Source organism: Pseudomonas sp. Pme6b (assembly GCF_058129925.1).
The window spans coordinates 602,890-619,157 of record NZ_CM176704.1; the positions used below are offsets into that span (position 1 = coordinate 602,890).

The 16,268-nt window shown below is 60.0% G+C and carries 9 protein-coding genes; 8 read left to right on the plus strand and 1 reads right to left on the minus strand.

Features of this window, described 5'->3' with window-relative positions; translation table 11 throughout:
• Positions 1–28: 28 nt before the first annotated feature.
• The 8 genes from glnE (at position 29) to AC4ANE_RS02740 (ending at position 10,099) form a co-directional block, all read left to right on the plus strand.
• The gene (gene glnE, locus AC4ANE_RS02705) at positions 29–2,986 is read left to right on the plus strand and encodes a bifunctional [glutamate--ammonia ligase]-adenylyl-L-tyrosine phosphorylase/[glutamate--ammonia-ligase] adenylyltransferase (RefSeq protein WP_460408686.1); all 2,958 of its coding nucleotides are present in this window, start codon (positions 29–31) and stop codon (positions 2,984–2,986) included.
• 129 nt (positions 2,987–3,115) lie between these two features.
• The gene (waaF, locus tag AC4ANE_RS02710) at positions 3,116–4,150 is read left to right on the plus strand and encodes a lipopolysaccharide heptosyltransferase II (RefSeq protein WP_002551768.1); all 1,035 of its coding nucleotides are present in this window, start codon (positions 3,116–3,118) and stop codon (positions 4,148–4,150) included.
• A 2-nt stretch (positions 4,151–4,152) separates the two neighbouring features.
• The gene (gene waaC / locus AC4ANE_RS02715; protein WP_031594753.1) at positions 4,153–5,217 is read left to right on the plus strand and encodes a lipopolysaccharide heptosyltransferase I; all 1,065 of its coding nucleotides are present in this window, start codon (positions 4,153–4,155) and stop codon (positions 5,215–5,217) included.
• A complete protein-coding gene (locus AC4ANE_RS02720) occupies positions 5,217–6,338 on the plus strand; it encodes a glycosyltransferase family 4 protein (protein WP_002551770.1) in 1,122 nt (373 codons plus the stop codon). The genes waaC and AC4ANE_RS02720 overlap by 1 nt, the downstream gene beginning before the upstream one ends.
• Positions 6,338–7,144, plus strand: a complete 807-nt coding sequence (gene rfaP, locus AC4ANE_RS02725) for a lipopolysaccharide core heptose(I) kinase RfaP (protein WP_002551771.1) — start codon at positions 6,338–6,340, stop codon at positions 7,142–7,144. The genes AC4ANE_RS02720 and rfaP overlap by 1 nt, the downstream gene beginning before the upstream one ends.
• On the plus strand, positions 7,144–7,878 hold the full coding sequence (locus AC4ANE_RS02730; RefSeq protein WP_002551772.1) for a lipopolysaccharide kinase InaA family protein: 735 nt from the start codon (positions 7,144–7,146) through the stop codon (positions 7,876–7,878). The genes rfaP and AC4ANE_RS02730 overlap by 1 nt, the downstream gene beginning before the upstream one ends.
• Complete coding sequence (locus tag AC4ANE_RS02735) at positions 7,875–8,654, plus strand: lipopolysaccharide kinase InaA family protein (protein ID WP_031594754.1); 780 nt, start codon at positions 7,875–7,877, stop codon at positions 8,652–8,654. The genes AC4ANE_RS02730 and AC4ANE_RS02735 overlap by 4 nt, the downstream gene beginning before the upstream one ends.
• The gene (locus AC4ANE_RS02740; protein ID WP_002551774.1) at positions 8,654–10,099 is read left to right on the plus strand and encodes a lipopolysaccharide kinase InaA family protein; all 1,446 of its coding nucleotides are present in this window, start codon (positions 8,654–8,656) and stop codon (positions 10,097–10,099) included. The genes AC4ANE_RS02735 and AC4ANE_RS02740 overlap by 1 nt, the downstream gene beginning before the upstream one ends.
• A gap of 10 nt (positions 10,100–10,109) precedes the next feature.
• On the opposite strand, the gene AC4ANE_RS02745 is transcribed toward AC4ANE_RS02740, so the two are convergent.
• Positions 10,110–16,151, minus strand: coding sequence for a membrane-targeted effector domain-containing toxin (locus AC4ANE_RS02745; protein ID WP_058886995.1), 6,042 nt, complete (start codon positions 16,149–16,151; stop codon positions 10,110–10,112).
• Positions 16,152–16,268: the final 117 nt, after the last annotated feature.

The following is a 16,268-nucleotide window of genomic DNA, read 5'->3' on the forward strand; positions in this document are numbered from 1 at the left end:
GCGTTTGCACGCCGATCAAGGATAGACCATGAGCCTACCTTTACTGGCTGAATTTCCGGCCATTCTGCTGCCATTGATTACCCGTGCCCGCCAGACTTTCCAGGCCGCGCTCACTGCTTTGTCAGAGGACGCGCTGGCGTCTTTCGAGGCCTGGCCCGAAGCGCGCCGCAAGGCGTTCGACCGGGTTTGCGCCGCCAGTGATTTTGTCACCGAGCAAGTTTGCCGTGACCCACAGATGCTCCTGCAACTGGCCGATTCGGGCGAGCTGGAGCGTAGCCTCTCTGCCGGCCAATTGCGCGGTCAGATTGCCGATGCCCTGTCGAGCGCCACCAGTGATGACGAGTTGGGGCGTAATCTACGTCGGCAGCGCGCACGCCAGCAAGTGCGAATCATCTGGCGCGATCTGACCCGTCAGGCAGATCTGATCGAAACCTGCCGTGATCTATCGGAAATGGCCGATGCTTCGATCGACCTGGCCTACCAATGGCTGTATCCACGGCACTGCGAGCAGTTCGGCACACCGACCGGTCGTCACTCTGGGCAGCCGCAGCACATGGTCATTCTGGGCATGGGCAAACTAGGCGCGGTCGAACTGAACCTTTCGTCGGACATTGACCTGATCTTTGCCTACCCGGAGGGTGGCGAGACGCTGGGCACCAAGCGTGCGCTGGATAACCAGGAGTTTTTCATTCGCCTGGGGCAGCGGCTGATCAAGGCTCTGGACCCGGTAACCGTCGATGGTTTCGTGTTCAGGGTCGACATGCGCCTGCGGCCCTACGGTTCTTCCGGGGCGCTGGTGCTCAGTTTCAACGCGCTGGAGCAGTATTACCAGGATCAGGGCCGGGACTGGGAACGTTACGCGATGATCAAGGCACGAGTGGTCGGCGGCGATCAGGCCGCAGGTGCCGAGCTGCTGGATATGTTGCGCCCGTTCGTGTATCGCCGTTACCTGGACTTCTCGGCCATTGAAGCGCTGCGCACCATGAAGCAGCTGATTCAGCAGGAAGTGAAGCGCAAGGGCATGGCGGAAAACATCAAGCTCGGTGCGGGGGGGATTCGCGAAGTCGAGTTTATCGCCCAGGCGTTCCAGCTGATCCACGGCGGCCGCGACCTGAGCCTGCAACAGCGCCCGCTGTTCAAAGTGCTGAAAACCCTTGAAGGGCAGGGTTATCTGCCTTCGGCGGTGACTGAAGAGCTGCGCGAGGGTTACGAATTTTTGCGTTACACCGAGCACGCCATTCAGGCGATTGCCGACCGTCAGACGCAAATGTTGCCGGACAACGATCAGGATCAGGCACGCATTGCCCTGATCATGGGCTTTGCCGACTGGGTCAGTTTTCACGAGCGCCTTATGTACTGGCGCAGTCGGGTGTCCTGGCATTTCCGTCAGGTCATCGCCGACCCCGATTCGGATCCCGACGACGAGCAGCAGGACGACAGTGAAGTCGCGGTGGGTGGCGAGTGGCTGCCCCTGTGGGAAGAGTCCCAGGACGAGGACGCCGCGGGTCGCCAGCTGTTGCAGGCCGGTTTCGTCGATGCGGAAAAGGCACTGAAGAATCTGGCCAGCCTGCGCAGCAGTCCCAACCTGCGTTCGATGCAGCGTCTGAGTCGTGAGCGGCTGGATGCGTTCATCCCTCGGTTGCTGGCTCAGGCGGTAGAGCATGAGAAGCCCGACCTGGTGCTGGAGCGTGTGCTGCCGCTGGTAGAAGCGGTCGCCCGGCGCTCGGCGTATCTGGTGTTGCTGACCGAAAACCCCGATGCGTTGCGACAACTGCTGACCCTGTGCGCTGCCAGCCCATGGATTGCGGAGCAGATCGCACGCTTCCCGCTGCTGCTCGATGAGCTGCTCAATGAAGGTCGCCTGTTCAATCCGCCGTTGGCACCAGAGTTGGCGGCCGAGCTTCGTGAGCGACTGATTCGTATCCCGGAGGACGACCTCGAGCAGCAGATGGAAGCCCTGCGGCATTTCAAGCTGGCCCACAGCCTGCGGGTTGCGGCGTCCGAGATATCCGGCAGCCTGCCGTTGATGAAAGTCAGTGATTACCTGACCTGGCTGGCCGAGGCGATTCTCGATCAGGTGCTCGCTCTGGCTTGGCGCTACAGCGTGGCCCGGCACGGTACGCCTTTACGTCCGGACGGCACGTTGTGCGACCCAGGTTTCGTGATTGTCGGCTACGGCAAGGTCGGCGGCATCGAGCTGGGGCACGGCTCCGATCTGGATCTGGTGTTCATTCATGATGGCGATCTGGAGGCCGAGACCGACGGTGCCAAACCGATCGACACCGCGCAGTTCTTCACTCGTCTGGGGCAGCGGGTGATCCATTTGCTGACCACGCAAACCAACTCCGGTCAGCTGTATGACGTCGACATGCGCCTGCGGCCGTCGGGTGCATCCGGGTTGCTGGTCAGTTCGCTGGGGGCCTTCGCCCGTTATCAGGCCAATGAAGCCTGGACCTGGGAGCATCAGGCGCTGGTGCGTGCGCGGGTGATGACCGGCAGTCGCGATGTTGGCGAGCAGTTCGAAAAAGTCCGTGCCGATGTGCTGGGGCGCGAGCGTGATCTGGACAAGCTGCGCGCCGAAGTCAGAGAGATGCGCGGCAAGATGCGCGACAACCTCGGCACCCGCGTGACAGCAGCCGGAAGGGCGGCCAGTGCCTTCGAGGCGTCGGTGCCGTTCGACCTCAAGCAGGACGCCGGAGGTATCGTCGATATCGAATTTATGGTGCAATACGCCGCCTTGGCGTGGTCCAGAGAGCATCCAGCGCTGCTGCAATACACCGACAACATTCGGATTCTCGAAGGGCTTGAGGACGCCGGGCTGTTGCCTGACACGGACGCCGGCCTGTTGCGCGAAGCCTACAAGGCGTACCGCTCGGCAGCGCATCGTCAGGCTTTACAGAAGCAGGCGGGCGTGGTCAGCGGCGATCAGTTTCATGCCCAGCGGCGTGAGGTGATGCGGATCTGGACGCAGATGGGTTTGAGCTGAGCCGCGCGGCAACGCCATATTCCGCTGCAACACTATATAAAGCTATGACAGGGAGGCGACAGGTTGTGTGGGAATGTCACGCAGTCTGATCGGCCTCCCTGATCGTTTCTGGTCGTTTTTGGATAGAACATGAAAATTCTGATCGTTGGGCCTAGCTGGGTCGGTGACATGGTGATGGCACAAACGCTGTTCCAGTGTCTGAAACAGCGTCATCCCGAGTGCGAAATCGACGTGCTGGCCCCTGAATGGAGCCGTCCGATACTGGAACGCATGCCGCAGGTTCGTGCTGCGCTCAGTTTCCCGCTGGGTCACGGCGCCCTCGAGCTGGCGACCCGTCGCCGGATCGGCAAGTCCCTGGCTGGCCAATACGATCAGGCTATCCTGCTGCCCAACTCGCTGAAATCCGCTTTGGTGCCCTTTTTTGCCGGTATACCGAAGCGTACCGGCTGGCGCGGTGAATTCCGCTATGGCCTGCTCAATGACGTGCGCACCCTCGACAAACAGCGCTATCCGCTGATGATCGAGCGTTTCATGGCTTTGGCATTCGACAAGAGCACCGAGTTGCCGCGTCCTTATCCCAAGCCCAGCCTGCGCATCGACACCGCGACTCGCGATGCGGCATTGAGCAAGTTCGGGCTGACCCTCGATCGTCCGGTGCTGGCACTATGCCCAGGTGCAGAGTTCGGCGAGTCCAAGCGCTGGCCTGCCGAGCATTACGCACAAGTCGCCGACGCCAGCATTCGCGAAGGCTGGCAAGTCTGGCTGTTCGGCTCGAAAAAGGATCACCCGGTCGGCGAGAGTATTCGCCAGGAACTGATTCCCGGTCTGCGTGAGGAGTCGGTCAACCTCAGTGGTGAAACCTCGCTGGCCGAAGCCATCGACCTGCTCTCGTGTGCTGACGCGGTGGTGTCCAACGATTCCGGCCTGATGCATGTGGCCGCAGCGCTGAACCGCCCGCTGGTGGCCGTCTACGGTTCGACCTCGCCGGGCTTCACGCCACCGCTGGCCGACGCAGTGGAAGTGGTGCGCCTGGGTATAGAGTGCAGCCCGTGCTTTGAGCGCACCTGCCGTTTCGGCCATTACAACTGTATGCGTCTGCTTGAACCGGACGCCGTGATTCAGGCGCTGAGCCGCCTGAACAGCACGCCGGTGGAGGTCGCCTGATTTTGCGGGTACTGCTGATCAAGACTTCTTCGCTGGGCGATGTGATCCATGCCTTGCCCGCACTGACCGATGCGCAGCGAGCGCTGCCCGGCATCCGCTTTGACTGGGTAGTGGAAGAGGGTTTCGCCGAAATTCCCGCCTGGCACCCAGCGGTCGACAGGGTGATCCCGGTGGCGATCCGCCGCTGGCGCAAGCACCTCTGGCAGACCTTCAGGTCGGGGGAGTGGCGGCGCTTCAAACAGCAGGTGCGCGAACAGCGCTACGATCTGGTGATTGACGCTCAGGGCTTGTTCAAAAGTGCCTGGCTGACACGTTATGTCGATGCGCCGGTGGCGGGGCTGGACCGCGACTCGGCACGCGAACCGGTCGCCAGTCGCTTTTATGACCGCGCTTTTGCAGTGCCACGCGGGCAGCATGCGGTCGAACGACTGCGTCAGTTGTTCGCTCAGGCATTGGGTTATTCACAGCCGTCCGGTATGGGCGACTACGGCCTCAAGCCGCTGGCGACTCTGGATGACACGTTGCAGGCTCCGTTCGTGCTGTTTCTGCATGGCACAACCTGGGACACCAAGCACTGGCCCGAGTTGTACTGGCGACAACTGGCCGAACTGATGGCGGCTCGCGGTTTGCAGGTGCAATTGCCATGGGGCAACCCGGCAGAAAAGGCACGCGCCGAGCGCATTGCCGACGGTCTGGACAGCGCACACGTGCTGCCGAAATTGAATCTGGCGGGTGTAGCGCGGGTATTGGCCAGCGCACAGGCCTGCGTTGCGGTGGATACCGGAATCGGACACCTGGCCGCCGCACTGGACGTGCCGACCATTTCCCTGTTCGGCCCGACCAACCCGGGCCTGACCGGAGCGTATGGCAAGTCGCAGGTGCATCTGGCCAGCGACTATCCGGGCTGCACACCTTGCCTGCAAAAGAAATGCACGTACCAACCGACCGCCGATGATCAGCGCCGGTTCGACCTTAAACGCGAGTGGCCGATGTGCTTCACTCGCCTGAATCCCGAGCGAGTAGCGAGCCAACTGGGCGCGCTGTTGCTGGCAAAGGAACCTGGCTGATGCAACTGGCTTTTGTACTCTACAAATACTTTCCGTTCGGCGGTCTGCAACGCGATTTCATGCGCATTGCTCTGGAGTGCCAGCAGCGCGGCCACCAGATCCGCGTCTACACCCTGATCTGGGAAGGCGATGTGCCGCCCGGTTTTGAAGTGCTGGTAGCGCCGGTCAAGGCTTTCTTCAATCATCGACGCAATGAAAAGCTCACGGCGTGGATGGAAGCAGACCTGGCCAGGCGCCCGGTGGACCGTCTGATCGGTTTCAACAAGATGCCCGGTCTGGATGTGTATTACGCCGCCGACGGCTGCTTCGAGGACAAGGCGCAGAACCTGCGCAGCCCGCTGTATCGCAAGTGGGGCCGTTATCGCCACTTTGCTGACTACGAGCGCGCGGTGTTTGCTAAAGACTCGAAAACTCAGGTGTTGATGATTTCCGAAGTACAGCAGCCGCTGTTCATCAAGCATTACGACACCCCGCCGTCGCGCTTTCATTTGTTGCCACCGGGCATTTCCCAGGATCGCCGCGCACCGCCGGACGCACCAGACATCCGTGCTGGCTTTCGCAAGGAATTCGGGCTTGCCGACGAAGACCTGTTATTGGTGCAGATCGGCTCCGGTTTCAAGACAAAGGGCGTCGATCGCAGCCTGAAGGCGCTAGCGGCGTTGCCTGCCGAGCTCAAAAAGCGTACCCGCCTGTTTGTAATCGGCCAGGACGACCCCAAAGTATTCCAGTTGCAAAGCGCGGCGCTGGGCCTGGGCGACCAGGTGACGTTCATGAAAGGGCGCAGCGATATTCCGCGTTTTCTGCTGGGCGCCGACCTGCTGATTCATCCGGCTTACAACGAGAATACTGGCACCGTATTGCTTGAAGCACTGGTCGCCGGTTTGCCGGTTCTGGTCAGTGCAGTCTGCGGGTACGCCCATTACATAGCCGAAGCTGACTGCGGGCGGGTGCTGGACGAGCCGTTCGATCAGGTACAACTCAATCGCTACCTGTCGGACATGCTTGAGGATGATGACGCGCGCAGCGCCTGGGGTCGTAATGGCCTGGCCTTTGCTGACACAGCGGACCTTTACAGCATGCCGCAACACGCTGCGGATGTGATTCTGGCGGAGCACTATTGATGAAGCTGTTCCTGGCTGAACCGTTCAAGAGCCTGTGGGCCGGACGCGATGCGTTCGTCGAGGTCGAGGGCCTGAGCGGCGAGGTCTACCGCGAGCTGGAAGGACGCCGCACGCTGCGCACCGAGGTCAACGGGCGTGGTTATTTCGTCAAGATCCACCGTGGTATCGGCTGGGGTGAAATCGCCAAGAACCTGGCAACTGCCAAGTTGCCAGTGCTGGGCGCTGGCAAGGAGTGGGACGCCATCGAGCGTCTGCATGAAGTCGGCGTCCCGACCATGACGGCCGTGGCCTATGGTGAACGTGGCAGCAACCCTGCCGCGCAGCATTCGTTTATTGTCACTGAAGAGCTGGCCCCGACTACCAGCCTGGAAGACGTCAGTATCAACTGGCGCAACGAGCCGCCGGAGCCCCGTCTGAAAAGAGCGTTTATCGCCGAAGTTGCCCGTTTGGTCGGTATGATGCATCGCGCCGGCGTGAACCATCGCGACTGTTACATCTGTCATTTTTTGTTGCACACCGACACACCGGTCACCGCTGACGATTTCAGATTGTCAGTCATCGACCTGCACCGTGCCCAGACGCGTCGAGCAATAACACCACGCTGGCGCAACAAGGACCTGGCCGCGTTGTATTTTTCAGCGCTGGACATTGGTCTCACGCGACGCGACAAGCTGCGTTTTCTCAAGGGTTATTTCCAGAAACCGCTGCGCGAAATACTGCTTAAGGAAGCGCCGCTGCTGAGCTGGCTGGAGAAGAAGGCCGACAAGCTGTATCAGCGCAAAGTGCGCTACGGGGATGCGCTCTGATGGCGGGCTGGAAGCTTGAGCCCGAGTACGCTTTTCTGCAGCAGGATTTCGGCAGTCTGGATTCCGTGTTTGCCTTGCAAGGCCAGCAGTTGACCCGAGACCCGCTGTCCGACGTCATCCGCGTCGAGCGCGCCGGGGTTTACTACTACGTCAAACGCTACGTAGGTGCGGGCAAAGGCCTGCGCCGTTACATCGGCAAGCCCAGGGTCAAGTCCGAGTGGCAGAACCTCAAACGTTTTGCCAAATGGGGCATTCCCACGGCAGAAGTGGTGGCCTGGGGGCTGGAGCGCAACGGCGCAGCGTATGATCGCGGCGCACTGATCACTCGCGGCTTGCCCAATACCGAAGACTTGTCTGCGCTGGCGCAACGCAAGGATCCGCGACTGGCCGACCGGCAATGGGTCGACGCTGTAAGTCATCAGCTGGCTGCCTGTACCCGGACCATGCACGACAACCATTTCACACATAATGATTTGAAATGGCGCAACCTGTTGGTCGATGACGAAGGCAAGCTGTTTTTCATCGATTGCCCCAATGGCGCATTCTGGTGGAGCTTCATGCTGCGCTATCGGATCACCAAGGATCTGGCGTGCCTGGACAAGGTCGCCAAGTATCACTTGTCAGCTACCCAGCGTCTGCGCTTCTACCTGCAGTACCGTCAGCGAACGCGGTTGAACGCCTCCGACAAGAAACGTATTCGACATATCGTCAGCTTTTTCGAGGGCCGTGAATGAGCGTTTTTATTGCCAGTGCTGACCAGCCGTTACTGGCGCGTCACAACCTGGCTGATTTTGAATCGCTTTGGAACATCAGGCTTGATGCGGTCGACGAGCCCAATACCGGGCGCGGCGGCTGGAGCAGTGTGTTCCGTCTCGACCTGGACGGTCAGGGGTTTTACCTCAAGCGCCAGAGCAATTACCTGACCCACACGTTGCATCATCCGTTTGGCGAGCCGTCCTTCTCTCGTGAGTTTCGTAACATCAGTCGCTACCGCAAGCTGGGCATTCCAGCGCTGCAAGCGGTGTTTTATGGCGAGCGCAAGGTCGACGGGGAATACCGGGCGATCCTCATGACGCGTGCGCTGGACGGCTGGACCGATCTTGACGAACTGTTGCAGCAGTGGAACCAGATGGAGAGCGTCCAGCGTCTGGCGGTACTTCACGCCTGCGGCCAGTTGGCGCGCACGCTGCACGGCGCCGGACAGGTTCATGGCTGCTTTTATCCCAAGCATATTTTTCTGCAGGCGGTGGGAAAGGGCTACCAGGCGCAACTGATCGACCTGGAGAAAACCCGTCCGGTGATCTTCGGCAAGCGTGACCTTGCCCGGGACCTCGAACCGCTGCTGCGCCGCGCGCCGATGTGGAATGAGGCCGATCGCCGCGAACTGTTGGCGGCTTATCTGCAAGCCACTCCGGACAGCTTGCTGGTCGATGCCTGGAATGCGCGTTTGGGCAAGCGCAGCGCTCACAAACGAGACCTTCAACACCGCGATGATAAAGAGACCCGTTGATGCGCTTGTCTGAACTCAAGAATGCCGGACGTACCCCCGAGTTGCCGATGAGTCTGACGCTGGCCGATGCTGCCGGTTCGGCTGAACTGCAATTATTGACCCTGCTGCGGGTATTGCCGGGGCAGCGCTATGTGGGCGCAGGCGTTTGGCGAGGCCGAACGGTGCTGGCAAAACTGCTGGTGGGCGACAAGGCGGCCCGGCACTTTCAGCGTGAACTGGCCGGGGTGCGTCTGCTTGCCGAACAGGGGCTGACCACTCCGCTGCTGCTTGCCGACGGTTTGCAGGATGGCGAGGGTGGCTGGCTGCTGTTCGAGTTTCTGGAGCAGGCGTCAAGCCTGGGCGATGCCTGGAATGCTGTCCAGCACCTGCCACCGCTGGCGGATGAGCAGCAAGCCGTGCTCGGCGAGGCGCTGAGCGCCATCGCTCAACAGCACGCCAAAGGCTTGTGGCAGGAAGATCTGCATCTGGACAATCTGCTGCGCCACCAAGGCCGGCTGTACCTGATTGATGGTGCTGGCATTCGCGCCGAGCAGGCCGGCAAACCGTTGTCCCGGCAAAAGGTGCTGGAAAACCTCGGCGTGTTCTTCGCCCAGTTGCCCAGGTCTTTCGAGCCCTTCACTGAAGAGTTGCTGGTGCATTACCTGTTGAGCAACGCCGAACATGGTTTGCCGATGGAGGCGCTGCAAAAGCAGATCGACAAGGTTCGCAGCTGGCGGCTCAAGGACTTCATGAGCAAGACCGTGCGCGATTGCAGTCTGTTCAGCGTCGAGGACAGCGCTTCGGTGTTCCGTGCTGTTCGTCGCGAGGAAGAACCCGCGATGCTACCGGTGCTGGCTCAGGCTGATGCCCTGCTCGGCAAGGGGCATCTGTACAAGACCGGTGGCGCTGCGAGCGTCGGCCGTGTCGAAATCAGTGGTCGTACGCTGGTCATCAAGCGTTACAACATCAAGAATTTCAGTCACTGGCTCAAGCGCTTCTGGCGTCCCAGCCGGGCCTGGCATTCATGGCGCGAAGGTAACCGCCTGATGTTTCTCGGCATCGCCACGCCAAAACCGCTGGCAGTTCAGGAAAAGCGTTTTCTCGGCTTGCGCAGCAAAGCCTGGCTGGTGACCGAGTTTATCGAGGGACCGGACATCATCGAGCGCTTCGCTCCCCATGTGGCAACCGGTGATGCACCAGAGGCCGAACTGCTGGCGCTGGACACGCTGTTCGCACAGCTTATCCAGGCGCGTATCAGTCATGGTGATTTCAAGGGGCATAACCTGTTCTGGCGCACCGATCGCTGGGCGATGATCGACCTGGATGCCATGCAGCAGCACAGTTCTCAATCGTCCTTTGCAGCAGCCTACGCGCGTGACCGGGCGCGGTTTATGCGCAACTGGCCGGTGCAGAGTGCGCTGCACCAGATACTGGAGCAGCGCTTGCCGAAGATCACGCCAGACTGAGCCTGGCCTCTCAGGCAATGCGGGTGAGGTTCATCGCCTCGAGGGCCGTCACCAGCGCGTCCATGTCGTCGAAGGGTTTGAGGTGGATACGCGGCCAACGCACACGCTCCAGATACAGTTTGCCCTCGGCATTGCGCTGCACCGGTGTGCGATGAATCCATGTGTCACGAGCACGATGGACGATGGTCTGCAAATCGCCTTCGCCCTGTTGCACCAGAAACATTCCCGGCTTGAAGAGGCGTTGGTCAATGCTCAAGAGCCTGGCTGACTCTGGGCGCGACACTTCCATAGCCACTCGGTAATCGCCCTTGATGTAGACCTGTTCATTGGTTATGCCTCCCGTAACAAGCTCTCCCGGATCCGGTACTACGCCGGTCGATTTCCCTGGTGCCACATCGATAACCCGCAGACCGATCCCTCCTTGCAGTTCTGCAATACCGGGTACAACGCCCTGGTAGGTATTGGAATGGCTGTTGCCAACCAGCGCGATCCATTTGTGGGAACCCATCACGTCCTGATGCCTGCGGATTGTGCGCGACGCAAAGTAATTCATCATCTGCTGGCGGGTGATGGACTCTTCCCTGGCAATGCCTTTGAGGTGATAGCTGCTTGCGCAGTCGATAGCGCGGACCTCCAGGCCGTACTGCCGCGCCTTGATGATCAGTTGTTCGAAGTTATAGACCTTGTCCGGATCGGTGTGATGCCCACGGTCCAGGATTTTCAGGTCATGCAACAACGTTTTGCTCATCTGGCCGGTTTCGAAGAAACGATCCAGGTCCGCCTGATGCAGGTCGGTCAGCAGGTGCTCCATGTACAGCGTCTTGACGTTTTGCCGCGCCAGCAATGGCAGGTTGTCGATAATCAGTTTTTTGCTCGAAACAGAAAAATGCGACTCGCCGATAACGATGCCTTCCGTGTGACGGTACAGGGTTTCAAGCAGCCCCGCCGTGCTCGTCTGTGGCTCGATGGCTGGCAATGTCGGGCGAGGTGGCAGTTGGGCTGATCTGATCGTGGCGGCGTCCTTTTGCAGATTTTTGCGGCGCTGGGCGAACGTATTGCGAACAGTGTCGAGTTTTGTGTCTTCAAAAAAATACTCCATGTCGAGCCCTTTCCTTTCGAAGTTCGCCAATGTATGAAGCGTCGTTCTGGTATCAAGCGGCATCTCATAGGTCGCGTCGGCCAAGGATTGCTGGATCGCTGTCATCGGGCTGTCGGCAGTCCACTCTTCGGGTGGTACGCGTAGCCAGGTAGTGTTTTCGCCGTGGACAAACCCGTACTGGCCCGCCCAATGCTCGCCCTCGGCAACGGAGACCCTCAGCTCGCGGATCAGCATGTCATCCACAGGGGTGGCGGGGGGCAGCGGAACGCCCGGCAGCGCAGGGTCGGCAAACGCGATGGTGAAGTCACAGCGAGTCGGCGTGCTTTGATGCGACCCGTTGGTACCTTCACTTATGCGGGTCTCGGCTATGCCGGGCACCTGATCATGCGTCGTGGCAAGTTTCTGGTCGAGCAGTGCGACCCAGCGCTTGGAAGAGCCGGGTGCGATGTCCTGGCTGATGAGCCTGTGCCCGAAGAAGTTGCTCATTTTGCTGGCCGCTGCCGGATCATCAGCGGCGGCCAGCACCGAATGGCCGAAAAACGGGTAGCTTATCGACGAGCTGAACGGGCGCACTTCGATGCCGTGACGGTGGGCTTCCTTGATCAGGTGGTAGTAGTCGTATTCGCTGCTCGAGTTGTTCAAGGCGCCGCGATTGACGTCGTGCAGGTAGTACTTGAGCTCATGAGAGCCAGAGCGACTCTTTTTGCCCAACTGGCGATATCTGGCCAGTTTGCGCAGGTGTTTGTCGGTGAGCAGGTGTTCGATGTACAGGACCTCGACACGCTGTTCTGCCAGCAATGGCATGTTGAGCAGGAGCAGGCGCTTGCTGGCTACCGACTTTGGGGCCTCGCTGAAAACCAACCCGTTGCTGTGCGTGAAGATGTGCTCGATCAGCGTCTCGACTCTACCGGGCAGGCCATAAGCGGGCAGTGTCGGCCTGGGCGGCGGAGAAAATCGGGCAAAAAATGCCTGAGCGTCCTGGTAGAGCTTTTCCCGAAACGCTGTAAAGGTCTGGCGTATTTCCGTGAAATAGGTCTCGAAATAGATTTCCAGACCTGCGCCGGTCGGGTCAAAGACTTCCTTGCTGATGACGATGTCCAGATGCGCTCTCATGGTGCTTGGCATCTCATAGTCGATCAACGTGTTGAGCGAGCCTGCGGCGGCATCTTCAGGCAGTGGCCTATAGCTCCCCGGACCGTCCAGCCCGCCGCCGCGCAAGCGCCGGTCGACGACCAGCCACTGGCCCTGTTCATTCAGGCGAACCGGCTGTTTGCCGAAGAATGCGAATGGATTGGCCGGATCGATGATCTGCCAGCAGCGCAGATGCGCATCGTATTGAACCTGAAAGGTGTGATCTGACAACCTGATGTAATTTTTTCCGTTGAGTGCGTACACGCCTTTCGCGTGGCCGTCGGTGATACGTGGCACGTTATCCAGCGAAACGTCGACTGCCAGGTCGGTGCGCAACCCCGAAGGCACGCGCGCCACGGCGTTGGGCGGTGGCAGGAGCGGCTGCCAGGCACCAGCGGCCTCTCGCAGGGCGAACTGACCGGTTGCCATCGGGGGCGCCGAGGCGACGTGGGGTGCATGGAAAACTGCGGCGTGATCATGGGCGTTGGGCTTGCCGATCAGAAAAACCTGCTCCTGCAGTTCAACCGGGTACAGGTCCTCGTAACGCGGCAGCGAGGACTGGCGCTGGAACGAGCGCAGGACCGGCGGTGATTGATGACCGTGCTCAAGCTGATGCAATACGCCGCCGAAGCCCTTAATGCCAACCAACAAGTCGCTGCCTGCGCCGATGCCGTTGAAGAGTGCCGAGAGCATGTATGTTGCAGCGCGTTGCTGGTCGCCTTCAGTCAAGGCGGCAACTGCCTGCCCGCTGTCATGCAATGAAAGCAGGCTGCCAACCGCAAAGCTTGCCGGTGGGAACGGCAGGGTCAAGGCGGTAGCAATTATCTCGACGCTGACCCAGATCAGCCGGACGAGCATGTCGTTGCGGCCGGTGGTGGTCTCTTCCACATCACGCAACCTGCGCTCCAGCGGCCTGTTGAAACAGGTGTCGGCGAAGTCTGCAATGAATGCCTTGGGAATGACCGGAGGTTTGTTGGCCTTGCCCTGCTGCATGTCGCGGAGCAAGAACGACAAGGTTCGACGCGCCTTGATCCGGCAGCGATCCTTGTAGTAATCGATCATGCCTTCGCTAACGAGCGAGCGCACAAAGTCGCTGAACAGACGAAACTCGATACCGTCAGGCGCCTGCGGCGTGTAGAGCAGCGCAGCATGGCGAGTCTGTGTCGGCAGGATCACCACGCAGCCCTGCACGGTTTCGACGTGGGTGAGCAGCGTACTGGGAATGACCAGTTGATCGACGCCGGTCAGCCCCGAGGCGATAAACGGTTTGTCCACATGCACTTGCAGCGGGTAGAGGGGATATCGCTCGCGGGAGGCGGTGTCGTCAAGGTGGGCGTTATCCAGAGATTGTTTCAACCACGCATAGTGCGCTGCTTCGATATGACCTTTCAGCACGCTGCGCAATGCCGCTGCCTGCATCTGCAGTTGCGTGATTATCACGCTGAACTGGCGACGGTAGGCGTAGCCTTCGCTTTCGCTGTTCAGCAGGGTGTTTCTGATCAAGGCAATGTACTCGTCCGCCAGCCACTGACCGCGCACCGAACCTGCAACGGCAGCAGCTGACAGCGCGCTCACGTCGATGCCTTCCGGGCCGCTGAACGTCGCGTTGGTTGCTGCGGAAGCACGCAAGGGGTCAATGCTGTCGTCATAGCCATTGAGCAGCATGTCGGTGTAGGTCAGTGTTTCGCGCTCGGTGGTAATTACGATCAGGTCGGGGTCTACCGTGCCGGCTGGTACGTTCAGCAGCTTGCCGATTTGCTGGCTGGCACGTTGGTGTACGTAATCCTTGAATGGCTTGACTCCGGTGTGTGGCTGCGCCTGATAGTTGTCGAGCGCTCCGCCAATGGCCTGTTCAAGGGCCAGCAGTTCCCGGCGCTGGGCGCGACTGGCGCGCAGGTACCAGTCCGGCGTATGCCTGGCCTGTTCGGAAAGCAATATGCGGGTCTGTTCGTCGGTAAAGCGGCGCAAGGCCGACTCGCAGTCCGCATGATCAATAAACTGAATGAAGTCTTTCGAAGGCTGGGGTTTGAGTGCCAGTGCCGTCAGTTGCTCTGCCAGTGCCGCACGGGCATCCACTTCCACCTGATCGAGCAGGTAGTTGACCATTGATGGCGAAGCAGTCCAGCCGACCACCTCGTGCAGCAGTTGGGTTTCAGTGTCGAAGGCTTTGAAGTACTGCTGCCCGGGTGCATCGGTGGCGACCATGATCAGCCGCTGCGTACGCCCCTCGGCACCCTGCTTGCGAAACACCAGCAATCTGGCCATCACGTTGCGGTTGTTGAGTTTGATCTGTTGTACACGCAGTGCTGGATCGGATGCGCGCGCTGCCGGGCCGGTCAGTGCCGCGACCATGGCGAAATCACCGGGCTGGATATGCCCCTGCATCTTCGCCGCCCAACCCTGCGCGGTCAGTCGGGTTCGCGCCAGTGCGCAGAGCATTTGCCGGTTGTGCTCTTGCTGGTAAGCCTTGCGTTGAAACTCGCCAAACTCCGCCCGCAGATCGAGCTCATCGATAACTCCGGCAAGGTAAGCCGGATTCAATGCCGAGCAGGCTGCATCAAGCGGTTTGCCATCAAGAGTGATAACGGTGTGATCGAGAAAGTCCGAGCCTGCACTCTCGTCTTCCGGGTGCAGGCCATAGAGTGCCAGCTCGACCAGTGAACATGTCACGCGGTAGGTCTCGCTCGTGGATGGCAGCGTGCGCCGCGTGTCGATGGTCAATGCGCGTGGGTCCAGATCATGGCCCAGGTCATCGGCCAGCCGGGTGCGCAAACGTGCTTCGGCAAAATGTTCTGGAGAGGCCGCGCTGCCCAGTACACTGAGCATCGCTGCATGCGCCTCATCGTAGTGTCGCAAGTGCCAGGCATAGGTCTGCAGGTCGGCTTCGCTGGCAATCTTCATCCAGTCCGGCAGGCTTCGATGATACTGACGTTGCCTGTTGGTCAGTTCGCGCAGTTCGAGCATGTAGGCAGGGCCAAGCAGGCCGCGCATGTCGATGGCTGCCTGAATCAGCGCCTGACGTGTTGCCCGGTCTTCAGTATCAGGTCGTTCGCACGCATGGCGAATGTCATTGCGCTGCTTGTTCAGCAGGCGATCCAGGACATGCATGAAGGGGGTGGTGGTGACCGGCTGTAGTTGCAGGTCTTCAGCCTTGAATGGCTCAAGGTAAAGGTCGGCGTCCTGGATGATCTTGAAAAGCTGATCTTGATGACGCCTTTCCATCGTGTTCAGAAGAGCATCCTGCAACGTCGCTGTGTTGAGCCAGCGCGCCAGGGTTGCGAGCATCAGTGCCTGCGTGGCAAAGCCCATGATACCGAGCCCGGGTAACATCAGCAGCGTGCGTCCCTGTTCCTCGGATATCGCCAGCGCGCCTGCCATTTCAACGTGTTCGTCATCGTGCAGTTGCACATGCAGCGAGGCGTAAGTGAGCGCCGGGCTTTGATCGGGCGAGTCCGGCAGGCAGACAAGATAGCCACTCTCCAGATCACGCTCGTGAATCCTGACGCTGGCTTCATCACGCAAGGCTCGCTGCAAGGCAGGTACAAGCCGGTCGCGGCGGCTTTCAGCGTTTTTGCCAGGGTCTGTCCAGTAGTCATCGGTCTGTTGCAGCAGGCTGAATATTTCCAGTTCCCTTTCAGAAACATCGGCACCGCCAAGCGCAGTCAACAGCGCTTCGCCCGGGCCAGGCTGGGCCTTCAGCTCGATGGCCAGAAGTGTGCGCAGTTCATCGAGCCTTTTCAGTGCGGCGGAGGCGGCAGGCCAGGTATCGGCAGGTTTCAGTGGTGTAGGCGTTATAGCCAAAGAGGACAGTGTTTGTGTCATGACAGGCGTTCCATTGCGCGCTTGAGGCGCTGAGGTTTGAGCGACGGCCTTAGGGCCGGCGACGATGGACCTCAATTAATCAGAAGCAACGGGCGTCAGGTCGTAGATAGTTATTGA